Genomic DNA, 22,457 nt, shown 5'->3' with positions numbered 1-22,457 from the left:
TTAACAAGAGATTCCATATTGGAATAATCTTTTTCTGCTCTCTAATGTGGTATTCAAAGCAATGAGGATTCTATTTTTAAAGTTTGGAAATCCAAAAGCGTTTCGTTTGCGAATAATGACGCGGTTGTCAGTAGTTTCTATTTTTTAATTTGTACATTTGAAATAGGAAAGATTTTGCTTGATTATTCATAGAGGAGCTTTTCTTCACAAAAAGACTCTATAGATGCAATAGTGTTTTACTTTCTATAGAAATTATAGAGCCGAAAAATCTAGGAAATCATCGCTTTTTTCATAAAAAAATGGTATAATGAAGGGTATGAAATATCACGACTATATATGGGATTTAGGTGGTACCCTATTGGATAATTATGAGACTTCTACAGCAGCCTTTGTAGAAACCTTAGCCCAATATGGAATAGAGCAAGAACACGACTGTGTCTACGAAGCCTTGAAGGTTTCGACAGCTTTTGCTATCGAAAAGTTTGCACCAGATATCGAGGGGTTTTTAGAGAACTACAAAGAAAATGAAGCACGTGAGCTAGAGCATCCAGTTTTGTTTGAGGGAATTCCAGAATTACTCAAAGACATTTCGGACAAGGGTGGTCGCCATTTCTTGGTTTCTCATCGAAATGACCAAGTGCTAGAACTTCTTGCTAAGACCCAGATAGCCAACTACTTCACCGAGGTGGTGACTGCCAGTTCTGGCTTTAAACGGAAACCAGATCCTGAGTCCATGATTTATTTACGTGATAAATATCATATTACATCTGGTTTGGTCATTGGTGACAGAAATATTGATGTAGAAGCAGGTAAAGCTGCTGGCTTAGATGCCTATCTTTTTAATAACGTTGCGACATTGAGACAAGCAATAGACATGTAAGAAAAGGGAAAAAATGACAGAAGAAATCAAAAATCAACAGGCACAGGATTATGATGCCAGTCAAATTCAAGTTTTGGAGGGACTTGAAGCTGTTCGTATGCGTCCAGGTATGTATATTGGATCAACTTCAAAAGAAGGTCTTCACCATCTAGTATGGGAAATCGTTGATAACTCAATTGACGAAGCCCTAGCTGGATTTGCCAGTCAGATCCAAGTCTTTATAGAGCCTGATAATTCCATCACCGTTGTGGATGATGGGCGTGGAATTCCTGTTGATATTCAGGAAAAAACAGGACGTCCCGCTGTTGAGACCGTCTTTACAGTTCTTCACGCTGGAGGAAAATTCGGCGGTGGCGGATACAAGGTTTCAGGTGGATTGCACGGTGTAGGTTCATCAGTAGTAAACGCTCTTTCAACTCAACTAGATGTTCATGTCCATAAAAACGGTAAGATTCATTACCAAGAATACCGTCGTGGTCATGTTGTTGCTGATCTTGAGGTGGTTGGAGATACGGATAAAACGGGAACAGCAGTTCACTTCACACCAGATCCAGAGATTTTTACAGAAACAACAACTTTTGACTTTGAAAAATTAAACAAACGTATTCAAGAACTAGCCTTTTTGAACCGAGGTCTTCAAATCTCCATCACAGATAAGCGTGAAGGTCTCGAACAGACTAAACATTACCACTATGAGGGTGGGATTGCTAGCTACGTTGAATATATCAACGAGAACAAGGATGTTATCTTTGATACACCAATCTACACAGACGGTGAGATGGATGATATCACAGTTGAAGTAGCCATGCAGTACACAACCGGTTACCACGAAAACGTCATGAGTTTCGCCAATAACATTCACACCCATGAAGGTGGTACGCATGAGCAAGGTTTCCGTACAGCGCTGACACGTGTTATCAATGATTATGCTCGCAAGAATAAACTGCTAAAAGACAATGAAGACAACCTAACAGGGGAAGATGTCCGTGAAGGCTTGACTGCAGTTATTTCTGTTAAACATCCAAATCCGCAGTTTGAAGGACAAACCAAGACCAAACTGGGGAATAGTGAAGTAGTCAAGATTACCAATCGCCTCTTCAGCGATGCCTTCTCTGATTTCCTCATGGAAAATCCACAGATCGCCAAGCGTATCGTGGAAAAAGGGATTTTGGCTGCCAAGGCTCGTGTAGCTGCCAAGCGTGCGCGTGAGGTCACACGCAAGAAATCTGGCTTGGAAATTTCCAATTTGCCAGGAAAACTAGCAGACTGTTCTTCTAACAACCCTGCTGAAACCGAACTCTTCATCGTCGAAGGAGACTCAGCTGGTGGATCAGCCAAATCTGGTCGTAACCGTGAGTTCCAGGCTATCCTTCCAATTCGTGGTAAGATCTTGAACGTTGAAAAAGCTAGTATGGATAAAATCCTTGCCAACGAAGAAATTAGAAGTCTTTTCACAGCCATGGGAACAGGATTTGGTGCAGAATTTGATGTCACTAAGGCTCGTTACCAAAAACTCGTTTTGATGACCGATGCCGATGTTGATGGAGCCCACATTCGAACTCTCTTGCTAACCTTGATTTACCGCTACATGAAGCCAATCTTAGAGGCAGGTTATGTCTACATTGCCCAACCACCGATTTATGGGGTTAAAGTTGGAAGTGAGATCAAAGAATACATTCAACCAGGTGCAGATCAAGAAATTAAACTCCAAGAAGCCTTAGCACGTCATAGTGAAGGGCGTTCAAAACCAACCATCCAACGTTATAAAGGTTTGGGAGAAATGGATGACCACCAATTGTGGGAAACAACCATGGATCCTGAACATCGCTTGATGGCGCGTGTTTCGGTAGATGATGCTGCCGAAGCAGATAAAATCTTTGATATGTTGATGGGAGATCGAGTAGAACCTCGTCGCGAATTTATTGAAGAAAACGCTGTTTACAGTACACTTGACGTCTAAAAAATGTGGGAAATAGTTCCCTTGGTTTAAAAAATATGATATAATCATTACGATTGTTTCTAGTATAAAAGGAGTTTGATATGTCTAATGGACAACTAATTTATCTAATGGTTGCGATTGCAGTCATTCTGATCTTAGCTTATGTAACAGCCATCTTTTTACGTAAGCGTAATGTAAGCAGATTAACGGCCCTTGAAGAAAGAAAAGAAGAACTCTACAACCTTCCTGTAAATGATGAGGTTGAAGCCGTTAAAAACATGCACTTGATTGGTCAAAGTCAGGTGACCTTCCGTGAATGGAACCAAAAATGGGTTGATTTATCTCTGAACTCATTTGCTGATATCGAAAATCACCTCTTTGAAGCTGAAAGCTACAACAATTCTTTCCGTTTCTTTAAGGCAACACACAAACTTGATCAAATTGAGAGCCAAATCGGCTTGATTGAAGAAGATATTGCAGCTATTCGCAATGCCCTTTCTGAACTTGAAAAACAAGAATCTAAGAATAGTGGTCGTGTCCTTCATGCCTTGGACTTGTTTGAATCCCTTCAACATACCGTTGCAGAAAACTCAGAGAAATATGGTAAGGCCCTTCCTGAGATTGAGAAACAATTGGAAAACATCCAATCTGAATTCTCTCAATTTGTTACCCTAAATTCATCAGGTGACCCAGTTGAAGCGGCAGCAATTCTTGATTCAACCGAAAATCATATTCTTGCTTTGACACACATCGTTGAGCGAATTCCAGCTCTTGTTGAGGCCTTGACAAAAGAACTGCCAGACCAATTAGGAGATTTGGAAGAAGGATATCGCAAGCTGTTGGATGCTAACTATCACTTTACAGAAACAGATATTGAGTCTCGTTTCCAACTTTTGCACGAATCTCTGAAAAATAATCAAGAAAATATTCGTCAGTTGGAATTGGACAATGCAGAGTATGAAAATAATCGCATTCAAGAAGAAATCAATGCACTTTACAATATCTTCACTCGTGAAATTGCAGCTCGAAAAGTAGTTGAAAGTCTTCTTGCTACATTACCAACTTATCTCAACCACTTGAAAGAAAATAATCAGATGCTTGTTCAAGACCTTGAGCGCTTGACTAAAACCTACCTTCTTCCTGAAAGTGATGGAAATCATGTTCGTCGTCTTCAAGCAGAATTGGCTGCACTTGATACGGCAATCATGGAAGTGACGGAGGATCAAGGTGAGTCAACGCAAGCCTACTCTGCTCTTGAAGAACAGTTGGAAATGCTTCAAAGCAACCTCAAGGATATTGAGGATGAGCAAATCTCTGTTAGCGAACGACTTGCCCAAATTGAAAAAGACGACCTCAATGCTCGCCAAAAAGCAAATGTCTATGTGAACCGTTTGCATACCATCAAACGTTACATGGAGAAGAGAAACTTGCCAGGTATTCCTCAAAGTTTCTTGAAACTTTTCTTTACTGCAAGTCATAACACAGAAGATCTGATGGCAGAGTTAGAACAACCGCAAGTGAATATTGAATCGGTTAAACGCGTTCTTGAAATTGCAACAAATGATATGGAAGCACTTGAAACAGAAACCTATGATATCGTTCAATATGCAACCTTGACGGAGCAACTACTCCAATACTCAAACCGTTACCGTTCATTTGATGAGCGTATCCAAGAGGCTTTCAACGAAGCGCTTGAAATTTTTGAAAAAGAGTTTGCCTACAAGGCATCATTTGAAAAAATTTCACAAGCCTTGGAAGTTGCTGAACCAGGGGTTACAAACCGTTTTGTAACTTCATATGAGAAAACACGTGAAGCGATTCGTTTTTAAAAATAGAAGCTTAGAGGATTTCTAAGCTTTTTTCTTTTTCTAAAAAAAGACAGAATCCCTGTTAATCATTGAAATAATAGCCTCGATTTGATATGATGGAAATATGAAAAAAAATAGAGCGAAACGTGTTTCTCACGATAAAACGAGAAGGCTATTGCTTTCCCTTGTTGGAATCTTAGGAGTTGCTACGATTCTATTAGGGAGTGCTATTGGTTATAAGCTACTACAAAAGCAATCTTACGAACAAAAAATTGAAGCGCTAAAAAGCGAAAAGGACCAGCAATTCAACTCAGGTAGTCAGAAGGACCATTTCCGAAAAGGTCAAGCTGAGGTGATTGCCTACTACCCTCTGCAAGGAGAGGAAGTCATTGCGTCTGTTAGAGAAAAAATCAACCAGGATATCAAAGAAAAGTTGGAAGATAAAGAGGATTTGGTTTTTTATTATAGTGAGCAGTTGGACCCAGTCTTAAAGGGAGTTGTTGCTCGTAGTATCAGTAAGCAAGTCTACGATTTGTCTGCATCAAAGGTTGAAGAAAAAGAAAAGACTTCTTTAGGGAAAATTTTCTTGACTGAAGATGGGAAAGATTTTGACCTCAGCAAACTCTTCAAAGATGCAAGTAAGGCTAAGGAACTCTTACTGAGTCAAATCAAATCAACTCTAGAAGATAAGAAACTTGACCAGGCAAAAATTGATCAAGTTATAAAGAGCTTCACAGACCAAGAATTGACATCTTGGAGCTTTGATTATAAGGATAGTCAAATCATCCTTTATCCTGCTAATCCAGGGGAGACTTTGGAGGAAATTGCCTTACCAATATCCAGTTTCTTTGATGTATTGGAGTCCTCTTATCTATTAGAAAAGGATGCTGAACTTTACCAAGCATACTTTGCTAAGAAAAATAAAAAAGTTGTAGCCTTGACCTTTGACGATGGTCCAAATCCTACTACAACCACGCAAGCTTTGGATACTTTAGCTAAATATGGTGTAAAAGCAACCTTCTTTGTACTTGGTAAAAACATTGCAGGTAATGAAAATCTTCTAAAACGAATGAAATCAGAAGGTCATGTTGTAGGAAACCACAGCTGGAGTCATCCCGTTCTTTCACAACTTTCGCTCGAAGATGCTAAAAAGCAAATCACTGATACAGAAGATTTGTTAACTCAAGTTTTAGGATCAAGCTCTAAACTGATGCGTCCACCTTATGGTGCCATCACTGATGATATTCGAAACGGCCTTGATTTAAGCTTCATCATGTGGGACGTGGATAGTTTGGACTGGAAGAGTAAAAATGAGACAGCCATTTTGACAGAGATTCAACGTCAGGTTCGCAATGGTTCTATCATTCTCATGCATGATATCCATGGTCCTTCTGTTAATTCTCTACCAAGTGTCATTGAGTATCTAAAGGGTGAAGGGTATACATTTGTGACCGTTCCTGAATTGCTCAATTCTCGCTTAAAAGCTCACGAGATCTATTACGATCGTGATCAATAATTGTTAAAATCTAAAGGGGCAAGTGTTCTGATAATCAGGATTTTGTTTCTTTAGATTTTCTTCACATAGAAAGGAGAAACGATGAAATCTTACAACCTTAATAATGGAGTTTCAATTCCTGTACTAGGATTTGGAACATGGAAAGCTGAAAATGGAGAGGTGGCCTACCAAGCCGTTTTAGAAGCCTTAAAGGCCGGCTATCGTCATATCGATACTGCAGCTATCTATAAAAATGAGGAGAGCGTTGGACGTGCTATTCGAGATAGCGGTATTCCAAGACAAGAAATCTTTGTAACGACCAAACTCTGGAATACCAATCACAGCTATGATGAAGCTCGCCAAGCATTTGAAGAATCAATGGAAAAACTGGGATTGGATTATCTAGATTTGTACCTTATCCATTGGCCAAATCCTAAACCTTTAAGAGAAAATGGCGAATGGAAAACTCGCAATGCTGAAGTCTGGAGAGCGATGGAGGATCTTTACCAAGAAGGCAAAATCCGTGCCATCGGCGTTAGTAACTTCCTCCCCCATCATTTGGATGCCTTGCTTGAAACAGCAAGAATCATTCCAGCGGTCAATCAGGTGCGCTTGGCACCAGGAGTTTATCAAGAGGAAGTGGTTGACTACTGTAGAGAGAAAGGAATTCTCTTAGAGGCTTGGGGACCTTTTGGCCAAGGAGAGTTGTTTGAACAGAAAGAAGTCCAAGAAATTGCTGCTAAGCATGGGAAATCAGTGGCTCAAATCGCCTTGGCTTGGAGTTTGGCAGAAGGATTTTTACCCCTACCTAAGTCAGTGACAGCCTCTCGCATCCAGAGCAATCTTGACTGTTTTGGAATTGAACTCAGTAAAGACGAGCGAGAAGTCTTAAAGACAATTTCAGTGACTTCGGGCGCACCTCGTGTTGATGAGATGGATTTTTAGTTTGTGAAATCTGTTTATACCGAAATAAAAAAGACTAGGAATTTTAAATCCTAGTCTTTTTGTGTATAAAAAATCTAGATTGTTTGTATAATGAAATAATTTCATGGATTGAAATATAGGAACGAATTTAGAAAATATTGGTTTGATGGAGAAAATAACACGAATGATAAAATTAAATAAGTAAGATATATACGTAAATATTACATTTTTGTGACAATTCAGATTTTTGTAAAAATTTATACCTATTTGCGCTATAATAGGTATACTTTAAAGAAAAAGGAGATTATGTATGAATAGACGACAACGTTTTTCATTACGGAAATACAAATTTGGTCTTGCTTCAGTTTTATTGGGAACTGCTTTGGTTTTTGGAGCAAGTCAAGTCAGTGCCAATGAGCAGAGTACAGGTGAAAATCAAGCTCAAACTCAGGAAATTAAGACAGAGCTAAAAGACGATAAACACTCAAACTCTGCGACTGACCAAACCAATAATAATGTGATAGCTCCAGTAGTTGGAGAGAAACAAGAAGCTGAAACTTCTAAAGAGGATGCTAGTAAACAAGATGCTAAGGTAGAAGCTTCGGTTGATAAAACTGCTGAAGCCCAAGAATCAGGAAAAGATAGCGCAGTTGCAAAAGAAGTAGACCAAGGTGTCGTTCAAAAAGAAACAACAGTCGCTACCAGTCCAGCGCCTGCTACTGAGAAGGCTTCTAACATAGAGAACAAAGAGGCTCAAGCAACGACAGCTCCTAAAACTACTAGAGAAACAGCAACTACTGAAAAAGAACAAGAAAAAGCTGAGTCTGCAAAACCCAATAGTCTTTCAAGTAATGATATCATCACAGTACCGAAAACTTGGAAGGCTGGTTACAAGGGAACAGGGACCGTTGTTGCCATTATTGACTCTGGACTTGATTTGAATCATGAGGTACTTCGAATTTCGGATCCGTCAAAAGCAAAATTTAAAAACAAGGAAGCCATTGAAGCAGCTAAAAAGGCTGCTGGAATCGACTACGGTAAATGGTATAGTGATAAGGTTGTCTATGCCTATGACTACTTTGACGGAACAGATAAGATCAAAGAAGCAGAAAGAACTTCTCATGGGATGCACGTAACAGGGATTGCAGCTGGAAACCCTGATAAAGAAGCACCAAATGGTGAAAAGGTCTATGGTGTGGCGCCAGAAGCCCAAGTCATGTTTATGCGTGTCTTTTCAGATCGCCAAAAAACGACCAGTTCTGCCCTTTATGTAAAGGCGATTGATGATGCAGTTGCCTTGGGAGCAGATGCTATTAATATGAGTTTGGGATCTAGCACTGGTTCTATGGTCGATGCTGGTTCTGATATTGTGGATGCCATCAAACGGGCTCGTGCCAAGGGAGTTTCTGTTCTTATCTCAGCAGGAAATAGCAATACATTCGGAAATGGTTATTCAAAACCATTAGCTGAAAACCCAGACTATGGCTTGGTTGGAAATCCATCCACTGTTGAGGATTCGATTTCAGTTGCTTCTGTTAACAATAAAACATTGACGACAGCGGTTTTTGAAGTCAAAGGTCTAGAGGGAAATGCCGGTCTTCATAACGGAAAATTTGATTATAATCAACCTGAAGCAGATAAGGACTTTGAAAAAGGAAAAGAGTATGAATACGTCGAAGCAGGGTTAGGTCGTGAAGAAGACTTTGCGAAGTTGGATTTAACTGGGAAACTTGCCCTCATTCAGCGTGGATCCATGAACTTTTCAGAGAAGATCAAAAATGCACGAAAACACGGTGCAGTTGGTGCTTTAATCTACAATAATGTAGAAGGTGCAAACATAAATATGTCTATTGATGATGAAGCAAAGAAAATTCCTTCTGTATTTATTTCTAAACAGTATGGTGAAGCCTTAAAATCAGGAAACTACAAGATTGTTTTTAATGGTAAGATGGATAATCGTCCTTCTGATGTAGCCAATCAGCTATCTGACTTTTCGAGTTGGGGAGTGACTACCGATGGACAATTGAAACCGGACGTGACAGCTCCTGGCGGCAATATCTACTCATCCTTTAATGACAATACCTATGGTAGTATCAGCGGAACCAGTATGGCGGCTCCTCACGTTACGGGTGTTGCAGTTCTGGTTAAGGAATACCTTCAAAAACACCATCCAGAATTGACTCCTGAGCAAGTATCAGAGACTGTCAAGGCCTTGATCATGTCAACTGCAAAACCACATGTTAATAAGGACACAGGCACTTATACCTCTCCTCGTCAGCAAGGTTCTGGTATTGTGGACACAGCTGCTGCAGTGTCAACTGACCTCTATGTAACGGGTGAAAATGGTTATCCGAGTGTGACTTTAGGAAATGTTGGAGACCAATTTACTTTCAAGGTCACTGTACACAATATTTCAGATACTGACCGCACTCTCAAGATGGTGGTGAATACCAATACAGACGAAGTCCAAGATGGAAAATTCACCCTTCGACCTCGAAAACTAACGGAGACAGTCTGGCCTGAAGTGACGGTCAAAGCCCACAGCAGTCAAACAGTCACTGTTAAAGTAGATGCTCGAAAATTTGCTGCTGAACTCAGCAAACAAATGCCAAATGGCTATTTCCTTGAAGGTTTTGTTCGATTTGTAGATCCAGCAGATGATGGGGATGTTGTGAGTCTTGCATTTATGGGCTTCCGAGGAGAATTCCAAAATCTCCCTGCTGTCGAAAAACCAATTTACAATCTTGTCCGAGAAGGGAAAAATGGATTTTACACGGAAGTAGATAAGGAAAATCCTGCCGTTAACTACTCTAATGATGCTACCTATCTAGCTACCTTGCAAAATGACCTTCTAGTGTCTAAAGGTCAACGCCAAGGACGCCGAATTACTGTTCTTGGGATTGAACAAAATGCTGAAGGTAAGCATGTTCTTCAGTTGGACGAAAAAGGGAATGTCCGTATTGCCATTTCTCCAAATGATGATGGAAACAAAGACCTAGTTGAATACAAAACGGTTGCTTTGAGAAATCTTGTAAATCTTCGGGCTACAGTTTATTCTGCTACAGATACCAAGCATGAACATCCTATTTGGGAGGGCGATGCAAAGGATCTTCGTAAAAATTACTTTGATGGAGACAGTAGAAATCTGAAGAGTTATATTCTAGATAATACCGCTTGGAGAGGTCAGGATTTTGATGGGAATACCGTTGCAGATGGTTTATATGACTATGTTATTAGTTACACACCAGACGTTCCAGGAGCTAAAGAACAATACACGACCTTTAAAATTCAAATTGATACTCAAAAACCTGTCATCACAAGTGGTTATATTCGCTTTAAAGATGGAAACCAAGAATTCGTAGCTCGTAAACCAAAAGATGTGGGTCAAGGCGGTATCCTTTCAGAAAAAGTCTTCTACCTCACACCATTTGACCAGAAAGGGACCATGGTTCTATCTGAGAAAGACCAGTCTGGAACTCGTGCGCTTGAGAACACCCATCTGATTAAGGTCAATGCTGACGGTAGTTATACACTTCCAAAGGATGTTGACAAGGCTAATATTTACTATCTTGTAGAGGACTATGCAGGAAATGTAGACTATATCTCACTTGCTGAACTTGTACGCGATCAAAATAGTGGTCGAGTGAAAATTGCCTTGAAGGATGCGAAAACAAACCAAGATATTGATACCCTCTATGTCTATCGAATCAAAAATAGCGAGGGGCAATATGTTGATGTTGACAAGACAAAAGCGATTCATTTCTTACAGTTTGGTCATTATACAGCAGAAATTTTCAGTTATGACCGAACAGAATTGAAGTTTATCAGTGCCTTATCCCAAGAGTTTGACTTGACGGAAGAAAATAGTTTCCAAACCATTACCTTCCTAGCAAATCTCCTAGAATATGCACCAGTGTCTGTTTCCTTCAATCAAGCAGTTCCAAAGACGACTACTGTGATTCTGAAAGGAGAAGATGGGACAAGGATCACTCTTCCTGCTGAAAAATACGGTCAATACGCCTTTGGTAAGAAAGTTGCTACAGGTCGTTATACTGTACAAGTCACCTTGCCAACTGGATATGAACTCCTTGAAGATCTCGTTTCCTTGCTCGTTCAGCCAGGTCGAAATAATGCTTTGCGTCTATCTGTTGTGTCTAAGTTGGCCTTGATTGCTGCGGTAAATCAACAAAAAGAACTGGTAGAAACGTCTCGTTACTTTAATAGTAGTGCAGATAAGAGAAAAGCTTATGATCAAGCTTTCCAAGTGGCACAGTCAGCCTTGTCAAGCAAATTAAAGCAAGAATTGATTGATAGAGTTCTCGCTAGTCTTGAAGCTGCTGGTAAAGCTTTGGATGGAAAAGATTCGAACGTTACAGCCTTGAAAGAAGCTATGAAAGCTTACTATGCAACGACTAAAACTGGACGATATGCTAATGCCAAAGAAAAAGTACGTCGAGCTTATGATCGTGCCTTCCAAGAAATCGCCTTACTAGCTGTGGATCCTAGAGTCAAACAGGATCAAATTGACCAATCTCTCATTGCCCTGGCAACAGCTAAAAGCAAACTAAATGGCAAAGCTACAGACTTCTCTAGTCTGAAGAAACTGGTCAAGGATGAACGCCTTTTCCAAGAAAAAAACGCGAGATTTATCTATGCTGACAAGAAAGAAAAAGCAGCTTATCTTTTAACTTTTAAAGAGGCACAGGAACTCCTTAAAGATCCAGGAGCGAGCCAAGAAGATGTCAAAGATGCCATTACAGCATTGAAACAAGCCAAGAGAAATTTACATGGCAAAAAACCAAAAGCGAAAAGACATCCTTAAACAGGACTTTCTGAAGCTTTATTATTAAATGAGTCTGGAACTTTGTTTTCAGACTCATTTTTGGTTTACACTGGCTAGAAAATCTGCTATAATACTAGCTAGGAAAGAAAGTCTTATGGCGTTCTTCAGCGAGCTTGGGGTAGTGGGAGCCAAGTAGAACAAGGTAAGAAACTGGCGCTTTCTGTCGTATTTTTAAAAACAATGAAGTAATAAATTAGGGTGGAACCGCGTTTCAGACGCCCCTAGTCGCAAGGCTTGGGTGTTGAAATTCGGTTCTTTTTGAATTTCCTCTAATGCCTAAGTAGAAAGGAGCATAATGCTTAAAGGATCTTGTTTATGCAAAGCAGTGACCTACACTTTAGATGAGGAATTGTCGGAATTAGTTTTTTGCCACTGCTCATTCTGTCGGAAAGCAACTGCGTCTGCCTATACAGTGAATGCCAAAGTTAGCAGTAAAAATCTAGTGTTGCATGGAAAAGAACAGTTGGTTACCTATAGTTCATCTCCAGGAAAACAACGCTATTACTGTCAGAACTGTCATAGTCAAATTTTCACTGCTCAAGAAAATATACCAGAAGTCTGTGCTTTAAAATTAGGTACAATAGATGAATGCGATCAGAATTTACAAACTGTTCCCAAACGTCATATTTTTCAGAACCCAGCTTTTTCTTGGTTGCTTGATGAATAAAGCTAAAAAGATAATATAAATTAAAGGAGTAAACAATGTCTAAGAAATTAACATTTCACTGCGTCAGTGGCAGAGACCTCCTTACAGTCGGATTGCCCCACGCTCAGCACTAGAGTGCTGAGCTAGACGCAGTACTAACTTGTCTTGCCTCGTATAATCGACGAGGCAGACTCGTGTCGCAAGTATTTTATAGAAAAAGGAGTAAATAATGTCTAAAAAATTGACTTTCCAGGAAATCATCCTTACTTTACAACAATTTTGGAATGACCAAGGTTGTATGCTCATGCAGGCTTATGATAATGAAAAAGGTGCGGGGACAATGAGTCCTTACACTTTCCTTCGTGCTATCGGACCTGAGCCATGGAATGCGGCTTATGTAGAGCCATCACGTCGTCCTGCTGACGGTCGTTACGGGGAAAATCCTAACCGTCTCTACCAACACCACCAATTCCAAGTGGTTATGAAGCCATCTCCATCAAATATCCAGGAACTTTACCTTGAGTCTTTGGAAAAATTGGGTATCAATCCATTGGAACACGATATCCGCTTCGTTGAAGATAACTGGGAAAATCCATCGACTGGTTCAGCTGGTCTTGGTTGGGAAGTTTGGCTTGATGGGATGGAAATCACTCAGTTCACTTATTTCCAACAAGTTGGTGGATTGGCAACTGGACCTGTGACTGCGGAAGTTACCTATGGTTTGGAACGTTTGGCTTCTTACATTCAAGAAGTTGACTCTGTCTATGATATCGAGTGGGCTGATGGCGTAAAATACGGAGAAATCTTTATCCAGCCTGAGTATGAGCATTCAAAATATTCATTTGAAATTTCGGACCAAGAAATGTTGCTGGAAAACTTTGATAAGTTTGAAAAGGAAGCTGGTCGTGCATTAGAAGAAGGCTTGGTTCACCCTGCCTATGACTATGTTCTTAAATGTTCACACACCTTTAATCTGCTTGATGCGCGTGGTGCCGTTTCCGTAACGGAGCGTGCAGGCTATATCGCCCGTATCCGTAACTTGGCCCGTGTAGTAGCCAAAACCTTTGTTGCAGAACGCAAACGCCTAGGCTACCCACTTTTGGATGAAGCAACACGAGCTAAACTCCTAGCAGAAGACGCAGAATAGTAAGTAATACTGTGCTCTAAAATCGTTAAAGACAAGTCGAAGACTTGCTAGAGGGATATGCACCGCCGTACTGTTATGTGGGGATTTTTGAAACCTTGGGTTCAAAAATCAGTCAGCTAAATCCACTTTGATGAGACTGTTGGAAATCTTAGTTTATTTGGTATAAGATTTCCTTACAGACTCACAAAAGTTAGTTAGCGACGTCCCCAGTACCTAAGTTGCATATCAAAAGAAAAGATTGAAGAAGATGTAAAGGAAAAAACATGACAAAAAACTTATTAGTAGAACTCGGTCTTGAAGAGTTACCAGCCTACGTAGTAACTCCAAGCGAAAAACAACTAGGTGAAAAAATGGCAGCCTTCCTCAAAGAAAATCGTCTTTCCTTTGAAGCCATTCAAACCTTCTCAACACCACGCCGTTTGGCTGTTCGTGTGACTGGTCTTGCAGACAAACAGTCTGATTTGACAGAAGATTTCAAGGGTCCAGCAAAGAAAATCGCCTTGGATAGTGATGGAAACTTCACCAAAGCAGCTCAAGGATTTGTCCGTGGAAAAGGGTTGACAGTTGAAGATATTGAATTCCGTGAAATCAAAGGTGAAGAATATGTCTATGTTACCAAGGAAGAAGTGGGGCAACCAGTTGAAGCCATTGTTCCAGGTGTAGTAGACGTCTTGAAGTCACTAACTTTCCCTGTCAGCATGCACTGGGCTAACAACACTTTTGAATATATCCGCCCTGTACACACTTTGACAGTTCTCTTGGACGAGCAAGAATTTGATCTGGATTTCCTTGATATCAAGGGCGATCGTGTGAGTCGCGGTCATCGTTTCTTGGGACAAGAAACCAAGATTCAGTCAGCATTGAGCTACGAAGAAGATCTTCGTAAGCAGTTTGTAATCGCGGATCCTCGTGAACGTGAGCAAATGATTGTTGACCAAATAAAAGCAATCGAAGCTGAGCATGGTGTACGTATCGAAATTGATGCTGATTTGCTCAATGAAGTCTTGAACTTGGTTGAATACCCAACTGCCTTTATGGGAAGTTTTGATGCCAAATACCTTGAAGTTCCAGAAGAAGTTTTGGTGACTTCGATGAAGGAACACCAACGCTACTTCGTTGTCCGAGATCAAGATGGAAAACTCTTACCAAACTTTATTTCTGTTCGTAACGGAAACGCAGAGCATTTGGAAAATGTCATCAAAGGAAATGAAAAAGTTTTGGTAGCTCGTTTGGAAGACGGTGAATTCTTCTGGCGTGAAGACCAAAAATTGGTCATTTCTGACCTAGTCGAAAAATTGAACCATGTGACCTTCCACGAAAAGATTGGTTCTCTTCGTGAACACATGATTCGTACGGGGCAGATTGCCATTCTCTTGGCAGAAAAAGCTGGTTTGTCAGTGGATGAAACAGTTGACCTAGCTCGTGCAGCAGCTATTTACAAGTTTGACTTGTTGACGGGTATGGTTGGTGAGTTTGATGAGCTCCAAGGTATTATGGGTGAAAAATATGCCCTTCTTGCTGGTGAAACTCCAGCGGTGGCAGCTGCTATTCGTGAACACTACATGCCGACAGCTGCTGAAGGAGAACTTCCAGAGAGCAAGGTTGGAGCCATTCTAGCCATTGCAGACAAATTGGATACGATTTTGAGTTTCTTCTCAGTAGGCTTGATTCCATCAGGTTCTAACGACCCTTATGCCCTTCGTCGTGCGACCCAAGGTGTGGTTCGTATCTTGGATGCTTTTGGTTGGCACATTGCTATGGATGAGTTGATTGATAGCCTTTATGCTTTGAAATTCGACAGCTTGACTTATGAAAATAAAGCAGAGGTTATGGACTTTATCAAGGCTCGTGTTGATAAGATGATGGGTTCTACTCCAAAAGACATTAAGGAAGCAGTCCTTGCAAGTTCAAACTTTGTTGTGGCAGATATGTTAGAAGCAGCAAGTGCTCTTGTCGAAGCAAGCAAGAAAGAAGATTTCAAATCGTCTGTCGAATCCCTCTCACGTGCCTTTAACTTGGCTGAAAAAGCCGAAGGAACTGATACTGTTGATCCTGCTCTCTTTGAGAATGAAGAAGAGAAAGCCTTGGCAGAAGCCGTAGAATCACTCGTCTTGTCAGGAACTGCAAGTCAGCAATTAGAACAACTCTTTGCGCTTAGCCCAGTTATTGATGCTTTCTTTGAAAATACCATGGTGATGGCTGAAGATCAGACTGTCCGACAAAATCGCTTGGCTATCTTGTCGCAATTAACCAAAAAAGCAGCTAAACTTGCACGTTTCAACCAAATTAATACTAAATAAACTCAGTCAAACGGACTGTATCTTATCACAAAGGAGAAGAAATGGATCCGAAAAAAATCGCTCGTATCAACGAGCTTGCCAAAAAGAAAAAAACAGAAGGCTTAACTTCTGCTGAAAAAGTGGAACAAGCTAAACTTCGTGAGGAGTATATCGAAGGTTATCGTCGTTCTGTTCGTCACCACATTGAAGGAATTAAAATTGTGGACGAGGAAGGAAATGATGTCACACCAGAAAAACTACGCCAAGTACAACGTGAAAAAGGTTTGCATGGTCGTAGTTTAGATGATCCTAACTCATAAAATGAAAGGGGGTTGTAGATGATTTACTAGCCCCTTTTCTGTTGTAATAAAAAAGAGTCTGGGACAAAAGTCTAATCTTCAATATAAAAAGCGAACAAAACGAGTTATCTGACACTCAGAATTCTGTCTTGTTCGCTTTTTTGCTCTAATCTATCGATTTTAAAAATTTATAATAAGGAATTCCTAAAATCAAAATCTTTTTGTCTCAGACTCTTTGTTTTAAATGAAGTAGTAAACCGCCAGCGGTTTGGCAGAAGCTTGCTTGAACAATGCTCAGCTAATCTTAGTTACCTGCCTCAGCGGGACTTCACTGTTGCCCTCTACAAGACCATCAATCAGATTAACAATCCATCTTTCTTGGTCACGATTGAGAAATTGAGAGAAGGAACTTGAGATACAATAAGGTTACAGAGAGAAAAGCCAGATAATAGGAGCTTTCAGTACTGTATCCTTATTTTTTAAATCGTGAAAATCGAATAATTAGGTCTAAATGAAGAGAATTGAGGTGTGTGTAAATTTAAAATCTTATATTTTCTTACATAGAAGATATAAGACTTTTGACATTTTTCAATTTATATGATATTCTATGACTGTAAAATCAAAAAACGTCACAGAGTTTTTAGGAGGAAGTTATGGCTACTGCTTTTACTACTGAAGAAAAAGAAGTAATTAGAAAGAAATTACATAAAGTTGCAAAGGAATGCCTTCAAAGATATGGGGTTAAGAAAACCACAGTTGATCAGATGGCGGCAATGGTAGATATTTCCAAAGGTTCTTTTTATAATTTTTATTCCTCAAAAGAAATGTTATTTTTTGCGGTCTTAGAAGAATATCAAATAGATGTTATGAATCGCTTGACAGAACAATTAGATATGGAAGCCAAGATAGATACAAATCGTCTGGTACAGTTACTTTATGATTTTTATCAAGATTTTCGATACTCATTTATGTATACCATATTTAAAAATAATGAAATGGAATTACTCATAAGAAAATTGCCGAAAGAGGCGATAACAAATCATCATCTGATAGACGATAGGATGGTTAAAAAAATTGTGTCTCGAATCAACATTAAAGAAAATGTATCGGTAGAAATCGTCTCTGCTTTATTTAGAACGATTGCTATGACTATATTACACATCGAGGAAATCGGCGAAAAACAATTTGATACTACATTGAAGTTAGTCATACAAGGAGTTGTGGAACAAATTACTAAGGAGGACAGGTAATGGTGAAAGAAGCAATTAGAACCGCAAAGCTTTCTAAAAGATATGGAACAAAAAATGTTGTCGACAACTTGAATCTTTCAATAAAACCTGGTGAAATAGTAGGTTTTTTAGGACTAAATGGTGCAGGGAAAACAACGACGATGAGAATGATGCTAGGATTGATAAAATCTACATCAGGAGAATGTTATATCCAAGGAAGAAAGTTAGATCTAAGTAATTTAGAACTTCGAAACGAAATAGGTTATATTATTGAGACGCCTTATTCTTATCCAGACTTAACTGTGAGAGAAAATTTAGAAATAGTTAGTAAATTAAGAGGGGTTAATAAAGATAATATTGACTGGGTAATTGAGAAATTAAAACTAAAGAAATATGAACATAAACAGGAGAAGCATCTTTCTTTAGGAAATGTTGCGCGTTTAGGAATTGCAAAAGCGATTATTCATAAACCTAAAATTCTAATTCTTGATGAGCCAACAAATGGATTAGATCCTTTTGGAGTTATTGAAGTGAGAGAACTATTAAAGGAATTGGCGAATAATCTAGGCACAACTGTTCTTATTTCAAGTCATAATCTGGAAGAAATATCTAAAATTGCTACTAGGATAGTTATTGTACATGAGGGCAGACTTATAAGAGAAGTTGAAAGCAATGAATTAGAGCAGTACTTAGAAAAGAAGTTACTAGTAAGAGGCTCTAATAATAAGGCTATGAAAGAAGTATTATCTAACCAGGGCTATCATGTAAACATTCAATCAGACACAGAAAATAATATCGATTTCTTAGAATTAACTGATACAAAAGCTGTGGAATATCCGGAAAAAATTGCTACATTGCTAGTTAATGCAGGTTATCCACCTAAATCACTGACTGTTGAGAAAGAAGATTTAGAGCATTATTTCTTAAGAATACTGAATGACCATAATGGAGGTGTTTCGAATGAAAAAGCTTAGTTCCTGTATTTTAATTGAATGGAAAAAGTTAATAAAATCAAAGCTTTCCATCGTAACTGCTTGTTCTATCTGTTTAGTTCCTTTTATTGTTGGGTTGTTTGCAACTATGATGAAATATCCAGAGAATTTCAAAAATCTTGGATTGATTTCTGCAAAAATGGAAATGATGAGGATAACAGACTGGTCGTCGTACTTAATGACCGTATCACAAGTCATTTCTGTTGGGGGATTGCTCATTTTTGGATTTACAGCATCTTGGATTTTTGGTAGAGAATATTCTGATAAAACGATGATAGACTTATTAGCACTCCCGATAAGAAGAGATACAATCGTATTATCCAAGTTTATCGTTATCGCTCTATGGAGCTATATTCTATCAATTTTTGCTCTTTTATTAGGATTATTAGCTGGCAATCTGATTGGACTTGAGGGTGGGAGCTTAATGGTGATTTTCAAAGGTATACTTACTTTTGTTTTTTGTACCACTCTTACGATTGTACTCTCTACTCCAGTGGCTTTTTTTGCTTGTTTAGGCCGGGGATATTTGTCTCCATTGGCATTTATCATTTTTACAATTATTTTTTCTCAACTTGGTTCTGCTCTTAACTTTGGGAAATACATCCCATGGGCGATTCCTGCACTCGCAAGTGGTATTGCAGGAAAAGCACTATTGAATTTTGGAAGCATTGTCAGTTTATTTGGGGTAAGTATTCTAGGTCTTATCGCAACAATAGCTTGGTGGAGGTATGCTGATTACGATTAAAATGAAGTGATGAAAATGCTAATAACACAAAACTAAGTCTTATTCATTTCCATTCAAAACACCCCCTCCTGTTCAGATTGAAAAAAAAGAGGGGGTACATTATGACAATCGAAAGTTTTGGACGAGAGGGTATCATATAAGTCCCGTTGGCCTAAATGAAAAGATAGTTTCTAAATATATAGGCGATTGGGAAAAAATGACCTTGTCTTTGATAAGTTAAGTGTTAAACCGTTCTCAGATGGTAGTTTTAGAACAAGGTAAAATCTCGTTACGGGCATCAGTCAAGTGAAGGACAAAATCCAAAAAAGATGCTTGGTCTGAACTTTTTCTAGCAGGGGCCGGATTAAAAAGAGGCTGAGGAGAAAGAGCGGGAGGATAGGATAGAAATACCAAGGATTACTGACGAATTGGACCCCTTCAGCAATCCTCAAAGGGATGTAAGTGTGGGATAGCAGACTCTGTCCAGATAGGAAAGGCAAGACAATCGCAGTCATGGTCAGAATTAGAAACTAGCCCAGGTTGAAGATAGTGTTAGAAAATTGCTTCATGAGGACCTGTTCTCCATCTTGATGAAATAACGGTCTTCTCCCAGCTCAATCAGCTCGACTGGCTGAGGATAGAAGCGATCCATGACCTCTTTTTGAAGTATGTCTCCTTTAGGACCTTGGGCAATAATTTCAGCTTCTTTTAGGAGTAGGACATGATCCATAGCAGCAGTGATTTCCTCAACATGGTGGGTGACATAGAGGATAGTTGGAGCGTTCTCCATCTGTGTAATCTTACCAATCTGATCCAGCAGGCGCTCGCGAGCAAAGAGATCCAGACCGCTGGTCGCTTCATCTAAGATAAGCAGTTCTGGCTTTTCCATGAGACTGCGCGCAATCAGCAAGAGCTGCTTTTCCCCTTGAGAGAGACTGATGTAGCTCCGGCCAATCAAATCTTGTCCGCCAAGGGAGACCAGCATTTCCCTAGCTTGATCCAGCTCTGCTTGCCCGTAAGGAGCATAGAGAATACTGCTTTTATACTTACCTGTCAGGACGATTTCTTCGGCAATGAGATGGCTAGGCAGGCGTTCAGCAATGAAGGAGCCAACTACTCCAATCTTAGTTCGCAGCTGAGGAATATCGCCAGCGCCAAATTCCGTACCCAGAACCGTCACCTTGCCCTTGGTCTTCCAATGTTCAGCCATAAGCAGGCGCAGGAGAGTAGTCTTTCCAGAACCGTTGAGACCGAGAATGGCCCAATGCTCCCCCTTTTTCACCTGCCAGTTGAGATCCTTTAAGATGGTTCGGCCTTGTTTAGCCAAGCTTACATTTTCTAGTTTGATAATCTTTTCCATTTTTACTCTCTTTCGTTAAATCTCCTTTATTATAACAAAATTTAGGAAAAAATAACCGATAAGAGGAGGCAGATGTTTTATAAAAGTAAGCTGATGTAGGTCCTTTTGCTAATGATTATCTTCTTTATCTGGTGTTAGATGAGGTCCATCCTATTACCATCAGGGTGCTCTTGCTCTTATCCAGCAATATCCATGGCATGCTGGGGATGATTGTGGCAATCCCGACTCATTTTATCCTCAAAGAAATCGCCAAGTTCTTGGTAGATCGCTATGATAATCACAAGGAAACCAAGCAGAAGAAGAAGGAAGAGCTTGGAATCGATTGATTCCAGAGTCTTGATACCAGAAATAAGACGGAAGAAGGGTCTTCCGTCTTAGATTGAAGACAAACATTCCAAATGGTGTTTGTCTTTTTCTGTTTGTCAGGCTAAAATTCCATCTTTTGATAGAATAATGGTCATTTGAACAAAATAAAAAGGCTTGTCCACCCTCATTTTTACTAGTTTTTTGAGATTCAAACACGCTAAAGTAAGCCCAATCTTATCTTCCATCTTGGACTTGCCTTTCTCTCTTGTATAACGAAGGTTGTGGTATTCTTTGGCAAGTCCCAAAGAGTCGCTCAATTGTTTCTTTGCGCTTCTTATAAAGCTCCTTCATCCCTCTTTGGTGTCGAATCTCTTCACAATATTCAAGTTCGTCTTTCCATACATGTCTTGTGATGACTTTCTGCTGATTCTGGCTCTGCGTACAAACGGATAATAGGGGACAGGCGATACATACTTTTGGATCACTCTTATACTCACGATAGCCTGCTCGGGTCGTCGTGCGATAGGCTAATACTTGGTTCTCTGGACAGAGGTAACAGTCATAGAAGGCATCATAAACAAAATCACCGGGTCTTAAGTTCCCCCTTACTCCCTTGGGGCGGGTATAGGGGAAGACAGGGATAATGTTTCGCTGTAATAAATAATGGGCAATAGCTGGGGTCTTATAGCCTGATTCCGCAATAATGTAGCGTGGGGAGAAAGCTTCTAACTTTGAAAAAAGGGCAGGGAAAGCCTGACTGTCGTGTACATTTCCTGCTTCAACACTATAAGCCAAGGCCCAACCATGCTTATCACACGCTACTTGGGCAGAATAGGCAAATACTTCCTTGTGTTCCCCCTTGTGGAACCAACCACTCTCAGGATCTGTCCTTGAGATTTTCTTTTCCTTAGCCTCGCTTTCTTTTGCGGGCTTTAAGGACTTTTTTCGTGTTTTCTCCTATCTACATCAATCTCAACTTCCAATTGCTCACTCATAAATTTAGCTTGTTGGGCAACCATTTCCTTATGATACTTGTGACTGTTAGCTGCAGCTTTGATATGGGTACCATCCACAAATATTTCCGAAGGATCCATTAAACCAGCAAATAAAGCTTGATGGAGTACTTGTAAAAATATCTCGGTAATCAGTTCTTTATCTTGAAAGCGACGACTGTAATTCTTTCCATATGTGGTAAAATGAGGCACCTTGTCATCCAAGCTTAGTCCAAGAAACCAACGATAGGCTACGTTTACTTCAATGTCTTTAATGGTTTGGCGCATGGAGCGAATGCCATAAAAGCATTGAATCAAAGGAATTTTGACTAACATGACGGGATCGAGACTAGGACGACCATTATCTGGACTATAGGTATCTTCAACTAAGTCATAGATAAAGTCAAAATCAACCTCTGATTCCACTTGGCGAAGAAAGTGATCTCTTGGGACCAATTCGTCTATCGTATAGAAGCCATATTGGCAGCGATGATAATCTGGTTTTTCTTTGTGAAACATAGTTAGCACCTCACAACTTTTCTTACCTCTATGATACAACTTTACAAAAAGAAAAGCCCTTAGAAAAGTGTCTTC

General features: G+C 39.8%; 14 protein-coding genes and 4 pseudogenes. 15 read left to right on the top strand and 3 right to left on the bottom strand.

From position 1 onward, the window contains the following. Positions 1-316: 316 nt before the first annotated feature. The 14 genes and pseudogenes from MP387_RS06215 to MP387_RS06150 all read left to right on the top strand — a co-directional run bounded on the left by MP387_RS06215 (position 317) and on the right by MP387_RS06150 (position 19,226). Complete coding sequence (locus MP387_RS06215) at positions 317-880, top strand: HAD-IA family hydrolase (protein WP_061428039.1); 564 nt, start codon at positions 317-319, stop codon at positions 878-880. A gap of 13 nt (positions 881-893) precedes the next feature. Further along, on the top strand, positions 894-2,840 hold the full coding sequence (gyrB, locus tag MP387_RS06210; RefSeq protein WP_242745794.1) for a DNA topoisomerase (ATP-hydrolyzing) subunit B: 1,947 nt from the start codon (positions 894-896) through the stop codon (positions 2,838-2,840). Positions 2,841-2,920: 80 nt separating this feature from the next. Next, entirely contained in the window at positions 2,921-4,648 is a 1,728-nt protein-coding gene (gene ezrA / locus MP387_RS06205; RefSeq protein ID WP_242745793.1) for a septation ring formation regulator EzrA, read from the top strand. Between the two features lie 103 nt (positions 4,649-4,751). After that, complete coding sequence (gene pgdA, locus MP387_RS06200) at positions 4,752-6,143, top strand: peptidoglycan-N-acetylglucosamine deacetylase PgdA (RefSeq protein ID WP_242745792.1); 1,392 nt, start codon at positions 4,752-4,754, stop codon at positions 6,141-6,143. Positions 6,144-6,224: 81 nt separating this feature from the next. Beyond that, positions 6,225-7,067: an aldo/keto reductase gene (locus tag MP387_RS06195; RefSeq protein WP_242745791.1), complete on the top strand. Its 843-nt coding sequence runs from the start codon at positions 6,225-6,227 to the stop codon at positions 7,065-7,067. Between the two features lie 289 nt (positions 7,068-7,356). After that, entirely contained in the window at positions 7,357-11,868 is a 4,512-nt protein-coding gene (locus tag MP387_RS06190; RefSeq protein ID WP_242745790.1) for a S8 family serine peptidase, read from the top strand. Between the two features lie 316 nt (positions 11,869-12,184). Continuing rightward, entirely contained in the window at positions 12,185-12,556 is a 372-nt protein-coding gene (locus MP387_RS06185) for a GFA family protein (protein WP_215804515.1), read from the top strand. A gap of 208 nt (positions 12,557-12,764) precedes the next feature. Beyond that, positions 12,765-13,682, top strand: a complete 918-nt coding sequence (gene glyQ, locus MP387_RS06180) for a glycine--tRNA ligase subunit alpha (protein ID WP_000038733.1) — start codon at positions 12,765-12,767, stop codon at positions 13,680-13,682. 263 nt (positions 13,683-13,945) lie between these two features. Next, the gene (glyS, locus tag MP387_RS06175; RefSeq protein ID WP_242745789.1) at positions 13,946-15,982 is read left to right on the top strand and encodes a glycine--tRNA ligase subunit beta; all 2,037 of its coding nucleotides are present in this window, start codon (positions 13,946-13,948) and stop codon (positions 15,980-15,982) included. Positions 15,983-16,023: 41 nt separating this feature from the next. Next, positions 16,024-16,281, top strand: a complete 258-nt coding sequence (locus tag MP387_RS06170; protein ID WP_000371291.1) for a DUF896 family protein — start codon at positions 16,024-16,026, stop codon at positions 16,279-16,281. Between the two features lie 282 nt (positions 16,282-16,563). Further along, positions 16,564-16,674, top strand: a pseudogene (locus MP387_RS06165) (SAM-dependent methyltransferase); the annotation flags it as partial. Positions 16,675-16,913: 239 nt separating this feature from the next. Next, complete coding sequence (locus MP387_RS06160; protein ID WP_423218895.1) at positions 16,914-17,510, top strand: TetR/AcrR family transcriptional regulator; 597 nt, start codon at positions 16,914-16,916, stop codon at positions 17,508-17,510. Beyond that, positions 17,510-18,463: an ABC transporter ATP-binding protein gene (locus MP387_RS06155; RefSeq protein WP_242745788.1), complete on the top strand. Its 954-nt coding sequence runs from the start codon at positions 17,510-17,512 to the stop codon at positions 18,461-18,463. Before MP387_RS06160 ends, MP387_RS06155 begins: the two co-directional genes overlap by 1 nt. Next, positions 18,450-19,226 carry an ABC transporter permease gene (locus MP387_RS06150; RefSeq protein WP_242745787.1) on the top strand — a complete coding sequence of 259 codons (777 nt, stop codon included), beginning with the start codon at positions 18,450-18,452 and terminating at the stop codon, positions 19,224-19,226. The genes MP387_RS06155 and MP387_RS06150 overlap by 14 nt, the downstream gene beginning before the upstream one ends. Positions 19,227-19,516: 290 nt before the next feature. On the opposite strand, the pseudogene MP387_RS06145 reads toward MP387_RS06150, so the two are convergent. After that, a pseudogene (locus MP387_RS06145) lies at positions 19,517-19,720 on the bottom strand (beta-carotene 15,15'-monooxygenase); the annotation flags it as partial. A gap of 50 nt (positions 19,721-19,770) precedes the next feature. Beyond that, positions 19,771-20,565, bottom strand: a complete 795-nt coding sequence (locus MP387_RS06140) for an ABC transporter ATP-binding protein (protein WP_084849407.1) — start codon at positions 20,563-20,565, stop codon at positions 19,771-19,773. Between the two features lie 140 nt (positions 20,566-20,705). Between MP387_RS06140 and MP387_RS06135 the strand changes: the two are divergent. Then, positions 20,706-20,891, top strand: a pseudogene (locus tag MP387_RS06135) (AI-2E family transporter); the annotation flags it as partial. On the opposite strand, the pseudogene MP387_RS06130 reads toward MP387_RS06135, so the two are convergent. Next, positions 20,843-22,382, bottom strand: a pseudogene (locus tag MP387_RS06130) (IS1182 family transposase). The pseudogenes MP387_RS06135 and MP387_RS06130 sit on opposite strands and share 49 nt — an antisense overlap. Positions 22,383-22,457: the final 75 nt, after the last annotated feature.

It is taken from the genome of Streptococcus oralis (assembly GCF_022749195.1).
Taxonomy (GTDB): Bacteria; Bacillota; Bacilli; order Lactobacillales; family Streptococcaceae; genus Streptococcus; species Streptococcus oralis_CI.
The sequence above is the reverse complement of the archived record's forward strand: the minus strand, read 5'-3'. Positions and strand labels throughout refer to the sequence as shown.